8 protein-coding genes and 2 pseudogenes are annotated in these 12,650 nt (G+C 73.2%); 9 read left to right on the top strand and 1 reads right to left on the bottom strand.

The window, feature by feature from the left end:
* The first annotated feature begins 123 nt into the window (after window positions 1–123).
* The 9 genes and pseudogenes from ilvN to cimA all read left to right on the top strand — a co-directional run bounded on the left by ilvN (window position 124) and on the right by cimA (window position 12,461).
* Window positions 124–648: an acetolactate synthase small subunit gene (gene ilvN / locus OO57_RS35700; protein WP_033256960.1), complete on the top strand. Its 525-nt coding sequence runs from the start codon at window positions 124–126 to the stop codon at window positions 646–648.
* A gap of 152 nt (window positions 649–800) precedes the next feature.
* On the top strand, window positions 801–1,799 hold the full coding sequence (ilvC, locus tag OO57_RS35695; RefSeq protein ID WP_014138197.1) for a ketol-acid reductoisomerase: 999 nt from the start codon (window positions 801–803) through the stop codon (window positions 1,797–1,799).
* A 213-nt stretch (window positions 1,800–2,012) separates the two neighbouring features.
* A complete protein-coding gene (serA, locus tag OO57_RS35690; protein WP_033256959.1) occupies window positions 2,013–3,593 on the top strand; it encodes a phosphoglycerate dehydrogenase in 1,581 nt (526 codons plus the stop codon).
* 281 nt (window positions 3,594–3,874) lie between these two features.
* A complete protein-coding gene (locus OO57_RS43205) occupies window positions 3,875–4,048 on the top strand; it encodes a hypothetical protein (protein WP_158715351.1) in 174 nt (57 codons plus the stop codon).
* Between the two features lie 95 nt (window positions 4,049–4,143).
* Window positions 4,144–7,272 (top strand): S8 family peptidase, encoded by a 3,129-nt coding sequence (locus OO57_RS35685; RefSeq protein ID WP_158715350.1) that lies wholly within the window; start codon window positions 4,144–4,146, stop codon window positions 7,270–7,272.
* A gap of 253 nt (window positions 7,273–7,525) precedes the next feature.
* Complete coding sequence (locus OO57_RS35680; RefSeq protein ID WP_033256957.1) at window positions 7,526–8,563, top strand: 3-isopropylmalate dehydrogenase; 1,038 nt, start codon at window positions 7,526–7,528, stop codon at window positions 8,561–8,563.
* Between the two features lie 182 nt (window positions 8,564–8,745).
* Window positions 8,746–9,858 (top strand): branched-chain amino acid aminotransferase, encoded by a 1,113-nt coding sequence (locus OO57_RS35675; RefSeq protein ID WP_033256956.1) that lies wholly within the window; start codon window positions 8,746–8,748, stop codon window positions 9,856–9,858.
* Window positions 9,859–9,958: 100 nt separating this feature from the next.
* Window positions 9,959–10,523 (top strand): annotated as a pseudogene (locus OO57_RS38835) (Uma2 family endonuclease).
* Between the two features lie 333 nt (window positions 10,524–10,856).
* Window positions 10,857–12,461, top strand: a complete 1,605-nt coding sequence (gene cimA, locus OO57_RS35665; RefSeq protein WP_033256955.1) for a citramalate synthase — start codon at window positions 10,857–10,859, stop codon at window positions 12,459–12,461.
* Between the two features lie 90 nt (window positions 12,462–12,551).
* Here cimA and OO57_RS35660 read toward each other — a convergent pair.
* Window positions 12,552–12,650, bottom strand: a pseudogene (locus tag OO57_RS35660) (ATP-binding protein); the annotation flags it as partial.

Raw genomic sequence — 12,650 nt, 5'->3', positions numbered from 1 at the left:
GACGCGATGGTCTGGCCGATGGTCGCCGCGGGCACCTCCAACGACGAGATCCAGTTCGCCCGGGGCGTCCGCCCCGACTTCGGCGACGACCTGGACTGACCGGACCAGAAAGCGATGACCACCATGTCCAAGCACACCCTGTCCGTCCTGGTCGAGAACAAGCCCGGCGTGCTCGCCCGGATCGCCTCGCTGTTCTCCCGCCGCGGGTTCAACATCGACTCGCTCGCGGTCGGCCCGACCGAGCACCCCGACATCTCCCGGATGACCATCGTGGTCAACGTCGAGGAGCTGCCGCTGGAGCAGGTCACCAAGCAGCTCAACAAGCTGGTCAACGTGATCAAGATCGTCGAGCTGGACCAGGCCCAGGCCGTCCAGCGCGAACTGGTCCTGGTCAAGGTCCGGGCCGACGCGGAGAGCCGCTCCCAGGTCACCGAGATCGTCCAGCTGTTCCGCGCCAAGACCGTCGACGTGTCGCCCGACGCGGTGACCATCGAGGCCACCGGCTCCTCCGACAAGCTGGAGGCCATGCTGCGGATGCTGGAGCCGTACGGCATCAAGGAGTTGGTGCAGTCCGGTCTGGTCGCGATCGGCCGCGGCGCCCGCTCCATCACCGACCGGTCGCTGCGCGCGCTGGAGCGCTCCGCCTGACGCGGCCGCCCACCCGTCGCCCACCACCACCCTCAGACGGCGCGCTCCGCGCGGCACCACCGTCTTACCAACTGAGCACTGCCATCGAAGTCCGCCGGGTGCGCCTACCGTAGGAACCCCGGCATCACCATCACGCAAGGAGATGTGCCCCCGTGGCCGAGCTGTTCTACGAAGACGACGCCGACCTGTCCATCATCCAGGGCCGCAAGGTCGCGGTCATCGGCTACGGCAGCCAGGGCCACGCCCACGCGCTGTCGCTGCGCGACTCGGGCGTGGACGTCCGCGTCGGCCTGCTGGAGGGCTCCAAGTCCCGCGCCGCGGCCGCCGAGGCGGGCCTGCGCGTGGTCACCCCGTCCGAGGCCGCGGCCGAGGCCGACGTCATCATGATCCTGGTTCCGGACCCGATCCAGGCCGACGTCTACAAGGACGCCATCGAGCCGAACCTGAAGGCGGGCGACGCCCTGTTCTTCGGCCACGGCCTGAACATCCGCTTCGGCTTCATCCAGCCGCCGGCCGACGTCGACGTCTGCATGGTCGCCCCCAAGGGCCCGGGCCACCTGGTCCGCCGCCAGTACCAGGAGGGCCGCGGCGTCCCCTGCATCGTGGCCGTGGAGCAGGACGCCACCGGCAAGGCCTTCGACCTGGCGCTGTCGTACGCCAAGGGCATCGGCGGCACCAAGGCCGGCGTCATCAAGACCACCTTCACCGAGGAGACCGAGACCGACCTGTTCGGTGAGCAGGCCGTCCTCTGCGGCGGCACCGCCGCCCTGGTGAAGGCCGGCTTCGAGACCCTGGTCGAGGCGGGCTACCAGCCCGAGATCGCCTACTTCGAGTGCCTGCACGAGCTGAAGCTCATCGTCGACCTGATGTACGAGGGCGGCCTGGAGAAGATGCGCTGGTCGGTCTCCGAGACCGCCGAGTGGGGCGACTACGTGACCGGCCCCCGCATCATCACCGCCGACACCAAGGCCGAGATGAAGAAGGTCCTCGCCGAGATCCAGGACGGCACCTTCGCCAACACCTGGATCGCCGAGTACAAGGCCGGTCTGCCGAAGTACAACGAGTACAAGAACGCGGACAGCGAGCACCTGCTGGAGACCACCGGCAAGAAGCTGCGCAAGCTGATGAGCTGGGTCGACCAGGAGGCCTGAGCCTCCCCCGTCCCGGTTGTACAACAAGGCTGTTCCCGTCCGGGTGATTTCGCCGGACGGGAGCAGTCCCCGCACCGCCCCGCCGATAGACTCCGAACCACGCGTCAGGCCCACAGCGTCGTGCGTCTAGCTACGCGACATGCCACCTTCCCCCGCCCTGTGCGCGCCACCTCCGTGCGGCGGGGTGAACCGGACAGTTAAGGACACACTGTCGTGAGCAAATCTGTCGTACTGATCGCCGAAGAGCTGTCGCCCGCCACCGTTGACGCGCTGGGCCCCGACTTCGAGATCCGCCACTGCAACGGCGCCGACCGCGCCGAGCTGCTGACCGCGATCGCCGACGTCGACGCCATCCTGATCCGCTCCGCCACCAAGGTGGACGCCGAGGCGCTGGCCGCCGCGAAGAAGCTCAAGGTCGTCGCCCGGGCCGGCGTCGGCCTGGACAATGTGGACGTGGCCGCCTCCACCAAGGCCGGCGTGATGGTCGTCAACGCACCGACCTCCAACATCGTCACCGCCGCCGAGCTGGCCTGCGGCCTGCTGATCTCGGTCGCCCGCAACATCGCGCCCGCCAACGCCGCGCTCAAGGGCGGCGAGTGGAAGCGCAACAAGTACACCGGCGTCGAGCTGAGCGAGAAGGTCCTCGGCGTGGTCGGCCTCGGCCGGATCGGCGTCCTGGTCGCGCAGCGGATGTCCGCGTTCGGCATGAAGATCGTCGCGTACGACCCCTACATCCAGGCCGCCCGTGCGGCCCAGATGGGCGTCAAGCTGCTCTCCCTGGAGGAGCTGCTGGAGGTCGCGGACTTCATCACCGTCCACCTCCCGAAGACCCCGGAGACCATCGGCCTGATCGGCGACGAGGCGCTGCACAAGGTCAAGCCGACCGTGCGGATCGTCAACGCCGCCCGCGGCGGCATCGTCGACGAGGAGGCGCTCGTCCGGGCGCTGCAGGAGGGCCGGGTCGCCGGCGCCGGCCTGGACGTGTACGCGAAGGAGCCGTGCACCGACTCGCCGCTGTTCGCGTTCGACAACGTGGTCGCCACCCCGCACCTGGGCGCCTCCACCGACGAGGCGCAGGAGAAGGCCGGCATCGCGGTCGCCAAGTCGGTGCGCCTGGCGCTGGCCGGCGAGCTGGTGCCGGACGCGGTCAACGTCCAGGGCGGCGTGATCGCCGAGGACGTGCGCCCGGGCCTGCCGCTCGCCGAGAAGCTCGGCCGGATCTTCACCGCGCTGGCCGGCGAGGTCGCCGTCCGCCTGGACGTCGAGGTCCGCGGCGAGATCACCCAGCACGACGTGAAGGTGCTCGAACTGTCCGCGCTGAAGGGCGTGTTCGAGGACGTGGTGGCCGAGACGGTGTCCTACGTCAACGCCCCGCTGTTCGCCCAGGAGCGCGGCGTCGAGGTGCGGCTGACCACCTCCAGCGAGTCGCCCGAGCACCGCAACGTGATCACCGTCCGCGGCACCCTGGCGGACGGCGGCGAGGTGTCGATCTCCGGCACCCTCTCCGGCCCGAAGCAGACCCAGAAGATCGTCGGCGTGGACGGCTTCGACGTCGACGTGGCGCTCACCGACCACATGGCGTTCTTCCACTACGAGGACCGCCCCGGCGTGGTCGGCACCCTCGGCCGGATCCTCGGCGACGCGGGCATCAACATCGCGGGCATGCAGGTCGCCCGCGACGGCGACAACGCGCTGGCCTCGATCACCGTGGACAGCGAGGTCTCCCAGGAGGTCCTGGCCGAGATCGCCGCCGCGATCGGCGCCAAGTTCGCCCGCGCGGTCAACCTGGGCTGACGCTCCACCAGCCACCGAACGGCCCTTCCGACCTTGAGGCGGAAGGGCCGTTCGCATGCCCGGGCGTGAACCCCGTCTCAGATACTAGGAAATCCAAGTAAATCTGCTGACCTCGCGGCCTCCCCGTCGTACCGTGGAGTAGTCGTACGGTGCGCCACCCCCACAACGCCGGGGCGCATGGCCCGTCCGACCCGTACGCGGTGCGGCAGGCGACCCCTGCTCGGCGTACCCCCGCTCATCCCTCCAGCGCGCCGCTGCGCCCCCGCACCAAGGAGCCCGGTATGCCGTTCGTCGCAGACCGCACCACCGCCCCCACCGCCACCACCGCGGCCGTCGCCGCCCGCGCCGCCCAGGCCCCGCGCCGCCGCCGCGCCCTCCCGGCCGACCCCCGCACCGCCGCCGCCCTGCAGCGCGCCCTCGACCGCCGCGACAACGGCGCCCCGATCGGCGACTGAACGCCAACGCCCCTGCTGGGCCGGACGGGTGACGGCGTGTCACCCAACGGGTGAACCTCCGCCCCCGGCCCTCCGGCGGCTCCTACCTTGGGGCCGTGCGCACCCCCCTCGGCCTCCTCGCCGCCCTCGCCCTGCTCGCCCCGGCCGTCGCCCCCGCGACGGCGGCCGCCGCCGCCCGGCCGGCGGAGGGCCCGAGCACCACCGTGTTCCTGGAGCTCGGCACCGAGCCCGCCGCCACCGCCTGGCAGCGCGCCCGGGACACCGCCCGCCGGGAACTGCGCACCCCCGACCAGACCCGGCGCGCCGCCGCGAGCGCGGGCAGCGGCCAACGGGCCGTCGCCGACCGCTCGTTGGACGCGCTCACCGCCGCCCTGCGGCGCGCCGTCCCCGACGCCCGCCCGCTCTACCGCACCCGCACCCTGGTCAGCGGCCTCGCGCTGCGGCTGCCCGCCGCCGAACTCCCGCGGCTGGCCGCCCTGCCCGGGGTGCGGGCCGTCCGCCCCGTCGCGCTCAAGCGGCGCGCCAACGGGTACTCGGTGCCGCTCACCGGCGCCCCGCAGGTCTGGGACGGCCCCGCGGGCCACACCGGCGAGGGCGTCCGGATCGGCGTCGTCGACTCCGGCATCGACTACACCCACGCCGACTTCGGCGGCCCCGGCACCCCCGAGGCGTACCGCGCGGTGGACGGCGCGAAGCCCGCGCCCGCCGGGCTGTTCCCCAACGCCAAGGTGACCGGCGGCAAGGACCTGGTCGGCGACGACTACGACCCCGACCCGGCCTCGCCCCGCCACCAGCCCGACCCGCACCCCGACGACAACCCGCTCGACTGCGCCGCCAACGGCCACGGCACCCACGTGGCCGGCACCGCCGCCGGGCTCGGCGTCACCGCCGACGGCCGGCCCTACCGCGGCCCCTACCGGCCCGGCCTGGACCCGGCCGACTTCCGGGTCGCCCCCGGCGCGGCCCCCGGCGCCCAGCTCTACGCGATCAAGGTGTTCGGCTGCGAGGGCTCCACCGACCAGCTCGCCGCCGCCCTCGACCTGGCCGCCGACCCGAACGGCGACGGCGACCTCTCCGACCGCCTCGACGTGGTCAACCTCTCGCTCGGCAGCCCCTACGGCCGCCCCGGCGACGCCGACGCGCTGGCCGCCGACCGGCTCGCCGCCCTCGGCACCGTCGTGGTCGCCGCCTCCGGCAACGAGGGCGACGTGTACGGCATCGGCGGCAGCCCCGGCACCGCCGCCCGCGTCCTCACCGCCGCCGCCTCGGTCGACCCGCACGGCGACGCCGACGGCATCACCGTGCTCGCCCCCGCGGGCCTGGCCGGGAACGTCCCCGCGCACTGGAGCAGCAAGTACGCCCACTGGGACGACACCGAGGTCAGCGGCGAACTCGCCGTCCCCGCCGACCAGTCGGACGGCTGCGCGCCCTTCACGCCCGCCGACGCCGACCGGCTGCGCGGCAAGGTCGCCGTGCTGCGCTGGACCACCAAGGACCCGGACCGGGCCTGCGGCTCCGCCCCGCGCGCCGACCACGCCGCCGACGCCGGAGCCGTCGGCGCGCTCTACGCCGCCGACGGCGACAACCTCGGCGAGATCGCCGGGGACGACCGGATCCCGGCCGCGATCCTGGCCCGCGCCGACGGCGAGCGGCTGCTGGCGGCGCTCGGCGGCGGCCCGGTCACCGTCCGGCTCGCCACCCCCGGCAACCCGCTGCACGGCGCCGTCCCGCAGGACCAGCCGCAGCGCACCGACACCCTCGCCTCCTTCACCTCCCGCGGCATCGGCGTCGACGGCCTCGTCAAGCCCGACCTGGCCGCCCCCGGCGAGACCATCTGGTCCGCCAGGGTCGGCACCGGCAGCGGCGGCATGCGCGAGGACGGCACCTCGATGGCCACCCCGCACCTGTCCGGCCTGGCCGCGCTCGTCCGCTCCGCGCACCCCGACTACGACGCCGCCGAGGTCAAGGCCGCGCTGATGGACACCGCCACCGACACCCACCTGCACGACGGCTCCACCGGCCCGGTGTACGGCCCCGAACGCACCGGCAGCGGCCGCGTCCGGGCCGACGCCGCCGTCCGCACCCCCGTGCTCGCGTACGCGGCGCAGACCGAGGGCGCGGTCGGCGTCTCCTTCGGCCCGGTCGAGGCCACCGGCGCGGCCACCGCCACCCGCGAGGTCACCGTCCGCAACCTCGGCGACCGCCCGCTGGCCTACGCCACCGGCTACGCGCCCGCCACCACCCTGCCCGGCGCGTCCTTCGGGATCTCGCCCGCCCGGGTCGACCTGCCGCCGCACGGCAGCGCCACCGTCACCGTCACGCTCCGGCTCGGCCCCGACCTCGGCCGCACCCCCGACCCCACCCTCGACCTGCGGCAGGCCGGGCACGCCCGCAGCTACCGCGGCGAACTCTCCGGCCGCCTCACCCTCACCCCCGCGGACGACACCCTCCCGCCGCTGCGCGTCCCGCTGTTCGCCGCCCCGCGGGCCGCCTCCGACGCCACCGCGCTCGGCTCCGCCGCCACCTTCGCCGTCTCCGGGAACCCCCGCCCCGGCCTGCTCACCGCCCTGCAGCCGGGCGGCGACGGCCCGCGCTGGCCCGACTGCCCCGCCGCCGACACCGAACTCTGCGTCGACGACCCCGCCGAACGCTCCGCGAACCTCCGCCACGCCGCGGCCGCCGTCGACGGCCGCGGCACCCTCTACCTGGCCGCCGTGCTGTGGGCCCCCGCCGCCACCCCCGCCGGAACCCTGGGCGTGCGCGCCTCGCTCGACGCCGACGGCGACGGCACCCCCGACGCGACCGTGGTCGCCGACCGCCTCAAGGGCAGCGACGTGCTGGTCGCCCGCACCCTGGACGCCCGCACCGGCGCCGAACTCGACGTCCAGCCGCTCAACGGCCGCTGGGGCGACTCCGACACCGCCCTGCTCGACTCCGACACCCTGCTGCTCCCCGTCCGGCTCGCCGCCCTGCCCCCGCTCACCCACCCCCGCTACACCCTCTGGACCGGCCCCGCCGAGGACCCGGCCGACGCCCTCGCCACCCTCGGCCCCTACCCCTTCGACCCGGCCCTGGCCACCCCCGTCCTCGCCCCGACCCGCCCGGGCCAGGTGCTGCACACCCCGCTCGCGCACGCCCTGGTGATCCACCACCTCAACCCGGTCGGCAGCCGAGTCCAGCTGCTCACCCCGAAGGGTGGCCCCGGGCGGGAAGGGGCCCGGTAGCCCGGTCGGACAGGCCGGAACCCCCACCACGGGAGCACTGACGAGCGTCGACCAGGCCCCGTGGAGCGAGCACTGACGGACGCGGCTCCGGCCGGCCGGCAGGTGTGGCGGGGGACGAACGTCGGGCTCAACCGGCGCAACCGCCCCGGCCCGTCCTGCCGGCGGTCGAGGTCGAGGGCGAGCTCGCCTGACGCCGCGTCCGGATCGTGGACGGTCCGTGCCCAGGCCGTGGGACGGTTGTACTGTCCGAGGTATGTCTCGCACCATTCGTCTCGCAGTGATCCCGGGTGACGGCATCGGCCAGGAGGTCGTGGCCGAGGGCCTCAAGGTGCTCCGCGCCGCCCTGCCCTCCGACACCAAGCTGGAGACCACCGAGTACGACCTCGGTGCACGGCTCTACCACCGCACCGGGGAGACCCTCCCCGACGCGGTCTTGGAGGAGCTCAAGGGCCAGGACGCGATCCTGCTCGGCGCCATCGGCGACCCGAGCGTCCCGTCCGGCGTGCTGGAGCGCGGGCTGCTGCTCAAGCTGCGGTTCGCCTTCGACCACCACATCAACCTGCGCCCCGGCAAGCTGCTCCCGGGCGTGAAGTCGCCGCTGGCCGGCGAGCCGAGCATCGACTTCGTGGTCGTCCGCGAGGGCACCGAGGGCCCGTACGTCGGCAACGGCGGCACGCTGCGCACCGGCACCCCGCAGGAGGTCGCCACCGAGGTGTCGCTGAACACCGCGTTCGGCATCGAGCGGGTCGTCCGCGACGCCTACCGCCGGGCCCAGGCCCGCCCGCGCAAGAAGCTCACCCTCGTCCACAAGAACAACGTGCTGGTGCACGCCGGCCACCTGTGGACCCGGATCTTCGAGCAGGTCGGCCGGGAGTTCCCCGAGGTCACCACCGACTACCTGCACGTCGACGCGGCGACGATCTTCTTCGTCACCCAGCCCGAGCGCTTCGACGTGATCGTCACCGACAACCTGTTCGGCGACATCCTGACCGACCTCGCCGCGGCCGTCACCGGCGGCATCGGCCTGGCCGCGTCCGGCAACATCAACCCCAGCGGCGACTTCCCGTCGATGTTCGAGCCGGTGCACGGCTCCGCCCCGGACATCGCCGGCCAGGGCAAGGCCGACCCGACCGCCACCGTGCTGTCCGTCGCCATGCTGCTGGAGCACCTCGGCCTCACCGCCGAGGCCGCCCGGGTCGAGGCCGCCGTCGCCGCGGACCTCACCGAGCGCACCGGCGCCCGCTCGACCTCCCAGGTCGGCGACGCGCTGGCCGCCCGAGTAGCCGGCTGACACCCGGCCCGGACGACGACCCTTCCGGCCGGTGGGCCGGTAGCACAGCGAGAACAGCCGCCCGGCTGTCCGGCACGGCCCCCTGGATGCGAGTATCGACAGTGGGCCGTGCCGTCGTGCGTTCTCTCCCCGCCCGACGGTTCGAAGGCCCCGCCCAACCACACGGTGAAGGACAGGAAGCCATGAGCACGACCGCCCCGGCCCCCATCACGTTCGACCTCAAGCCCACCGCGCACCCGCTGTCCGCCGAGGAGCGCCGGGCCCGGCTGGCCAACCCCGGCTTCGGGCGGGTCTTCACCGACCACATGGTCACCATCCGGTGGACCGAGGGCCGGGGCTGGCACGACGCCCAGCTCACCCCGTACGCGCCGCTGGAGATCGACCCGGCCAACATGACGCTGCACTACGGGCAGTCGATCTTCGAGGGCCTCAAGGCGTACCGGCAGGCCGACGGCTCCGTCGCGACCTTCCGCCCCGAGGCCAACGCCGCCCGCTTCCAGGCCTCCGCCCGCCGCCTGGCGATGCCCGAGCTCCCGGTCGAGACCTTCGTCGAGGCGGTCGAGCTGCTGGTCCGGCAGGACCGGGACTGGGTGCCCAGCGAGCCCGAGCAGAGCCTCTACCTGCGGCCCTTCATGTTCGCCACCGAGGTCGGCCTGGGCGTCCGCCCCGCCAACTCCTACCTCTTCATGATCATCGCCTCGCCGGCCGGCGCCTACTTCTCCGGCGGCGTCAAGCCGGTCTCGGTCTGGCTCTCCGAGGACTACGTCCGCGCCGCGCCCGGCGGCACCGGCGCCGCCAAGTGCGCGGGCAACTACGCCGCCTCGCTGGTCGCCCAGGCCGAGGCCGCCGCCAAGGGCTGCGACCAGGTGGTCTGGCTCGACGCCAACGAGCACAAGTGGGTGGAGGAGATGGGCGGCATGAACCTCTACTTCGTCCTCGGCGAGGGCGAGGACGCCACCGTCCTCACCCCCGAGCTCTCCGGCTCCCTCCTGCCCGGCATCACCCGCGACTCGCTGCTCGCCCTCGCCGCCGACCTCGGCCACCGCACCGAGGAGCGGCGGATCTCCACCGACGAGTGGAAGCGCGGCAACGCCGACGGCACCATCACCGAGGTCTTCGCCTGCGGCACCGCCGCCGTCATCACCCCCGTCGGCCACGTCAAGTCGGCCGGCGCCGACTGGACCGTCGGCACCGGCGAGCCCGGCCCCGTCACCCTGCGCCTGCGCGAGTCCCTGCTCGCCATCCAGGGCGGCCAGGCCCCGGACACCCGCGGCTGGATGCACACCATCGCCTGACGCCGGACCGCGGGCCCGGGCATTTCACGGCGGAATGCCCGGGCCCGGTAGCTTCGGAAGCGCTCCACTCGTTGAACGGCTCGGACAGGAGGGAGGGACCATGACCGCCGAGACGTACGACGCCGACGTCCACCGCAGCCCGGAGGACGTCCTCCTGGGCGCCTTCCTCGCCCTGGACACCCCGGAGGGGTTCAAGGCCGAGCTTGTCGAGGGGGAGATCATCGTGACGCCGCCGCCAGACGGTGACCACGAGGGGGCCATCGGTCGGATCGTCCGACAGGTGTTCCGGCTGTGCGACGCGGATATCACGTTCGCCGGCAACAAGGGGCTGATCGTCCCCGGCGGCAGGTTCATCCCCGACGGGACGTTCGCCGACGAGGGAGCGTTCGACGGTCAGCCCTCGTGGATGAAGCCGGACCGGCTCCTGATGGTCCTGGAGGTCACCTCCAGCAATCCCGCCAAGGACCGCCGGGACAAGCCGGAAGGGCTACGCCGCAGCGGGGATTCCGCTCTACCTCCTGGTGGACCGGAAGGCCGGTCAGGTCGTGCTGCACGGCCACCCGGAAGGTGGCGAGTACACCGCCACCACCTCCGTCCCGTTCGGGGACCCGCTGCCCCTGCCGAAGCCGTTCGGGTTCGACCTGGCGACGGACCGGCCGGCCTGAGCCGTTCCGGATGGCGAGACGCCCGCGCTCGCGTCAGGAGGCTGTGCAAGACTGCGAGGGTGTCCTCGCTTTCGCTGATTATTAGCAGCAGGCGCGCCGGTCCGCAGTGACCGCTCCACGGCACCACCCCGACCGCGGAGCGACCACGAGCGTCCAGACCCGCGCGCAGACCTCTCGCACCCGCGAGGGGTCTTTTGTTTTGCCTCCCGGACCGGCACCGGGCCCTCACGAGGGGTCCGGAGACACCGGGGACGCGCGCGGGATGCTGGACAGTGGAGCCGGATTCCGATCCCGGCAGACGCAGTAACTCCACCGAACGGAGAACCCAGGGCCATGACCGAGGCCAACAACCGCCCGAACGACGGTTTCCACGTCTTCGACACCACGCTCCGCGACGGCGCCCAGCGCGAGGGCATCAACCTCACGGTGGCGGACAAGCTGGCCATCGCGCGCCACCTGGACGACTTCGGGGTCGGCTTCATCGAGGGCGGCTGGCCCGGGGCCAACCCCCGGGACACCGAGTTCTTCGCCCGCGCCCAGGCCGAGCTGGAGTTCCAGAACGCCCAGCTGGTGGCGTTCGGCGCGACCCGCCGGGCCGGCGGGAAGGCCGCCGAGGACCCGCAGCTGGCCGCGCTGGTGGCGTCCGGCGCGCCGGTGGTGACGCTGGTGGCGAAGGCGCACGACCGGCACGTCGAGCTGGCGCTGCGCACCACGCTGGAGGAGAACCTGGAGATGATCCGGGACAGCGTGGAGTTCCTGCGCGCCCAGGGTCGCCGGGTGTTCATCGACTGCGAGCACTTCTTCGACGGCTACAAGGCGAACCCGCAGTACGCGCTGGCCGTGGTGCGGACCGCGCACGAGGCCGGCGCGGACGTCGTCGTGCTGTGCGACACCAACGGCGGCATGCTGCCGTCCGGGGTGCGCGAGACCGTCGCCACCGTGCTGGCGGAGACCGGCGCCCGCATCGGCATGCACGCCCAGGACGACACCGGCTGCGCGGTGGCCAACACGCTGGCCGCGGTGGACGCCGGGGCGACCCACGTGCAGTGCACCGCCAACGGCTACGGCGAGCGGGTCGGCAACGCGAACCTGTTCCCGGTCGCCGCGGCGCTGGAGCTCAAGTACGACCGCCGGGTGCTCCCGGCCGGGGCGCTGGCCGAGACGACCCGGATCTCGCACGCCATCGCCGAGGTGGTGAACCTGACGCCGTCCACCCACCAGCCGTACGTGGGCTTCTCGGCGTTCGCGCACAAGGCGGGCCTGCACGCCTCCGCGATCAAGGTCGACCCGGACCTGTACCAGCACATCGACCCGGAGCTGGTCGGCAACACCATGCGGATGCTGGTGTCCGACATGGCGGGCCGGGCCTCGATCGAGCTGAAGGGCAAGGAGCTGGGCTACGACCTGTCCAGCGACCGCGACCTGGCGGGCCGGGTGGTGGCCCGGGTGAAGGAGCAGGAGAGCCTCGGCTACACCTACGAGGCGGCGGACGCCTCGTTCGAGCTGCTGCTGCGCGACGAGGTGAACGGCGGCGAGCGGCAGCGGTTCTTCGAGCTGGAGTCCTGGCGGACCATCAGCGAGCAGGGCCCGAAGGGCTTCGCGGGCAACGAGGCGACCGTGAAGCTGTGGGCGAAGGGCGAGCGGAAGGTCGCCACCGGGGAGGGCAACGGCCCGGTGGACGCGCTGGACAAGGCGCTGCGGGCGGCGCTGGAGCCGATCTACCCGCCGCTGGCGAAGCTGGAGCTGGTGGACTACAAGGTCCGGATCCTGGAGGGCCAGCACGGCACCGGTTCGAAGACCCGGGTGCTGATCGAGTCCACCGACGGCAGCGCGACCTGGTCGACGGTCGGCGTCGCGGACAACGTGATCGCCGCGTCCTGGGTGGCGCTGGAGGACGCGTACACCTACGGGCTGCTGAGGGCCGATCAGCAGCCGTAACGGCGGTCGGTGCGCGGAAGTGCCCAGGGGGCGTGCGGAAGGCTCCGCACGCCCCCTTCTGGCGTGTCCATTACCCCTTGGCGGGCCCCGTCACCGCAGTCGGGCGAGGAGGGCGTGTTCGACGAGGGTGATGAGGGCGCTCTTGGCGCTGTCCCGGCGTCGGGCGTCGAGGGTGATGATGGGGATGTC

This window comes from Kitasatospora phosalacinea, from assembly GCF_000717185.1.
Classification (GTDB): domain Bacteria; phylum Actinomycetota; class Actinomycetes; order Streptomycetales; family Streptomycetaceae; genus Kitasatospora; species Kitasatospora phosalacinea_A.
The sequence above is the reverse complement of the archived record's forward strand: the minus strand, read 5'-3'. Positions and strand labels throughout refer to the sequence as shown.

Excerpts from the sequence above, each read along its gene's own strand:
- ilvN (WP_033256960.1), top strand. The coding sequence starts at position 124 with ATGTCCAAGCACACCCTGTCCGTCCTGGTCGAGAACAAGCCCGGCGTG.
- OO57_RS43205 (WP_158715351.1), top strand. The coding sequence starts at position 3,875 with ATGCCGTTCGTCGCAGACCGCACCACCGCCCCCACCGCCACCACCGCG.
- OO57_RS35680 (WP_033256957.1), top strand. The coding sequence starts at position 7,526 with ATGTCTCGCACCATTCGTCTCGCAGTGATCCCGGGTGACGGCATCGGC.
- OO57_RS35675 (WP_033256956.1), top strand. The coding sequence starts at position 8,746 with ATGAGCACGACCGCCCCGGCCCCCATCACGTTCGACCTCAAGCCCACC.
- cimA (WP_033256955.1), top strand. The coding sequence starts at position 10,857 with ATGACCGAGGCCAACAACCGCCCGAACGACGGTTTCCACGTCTTCGAC.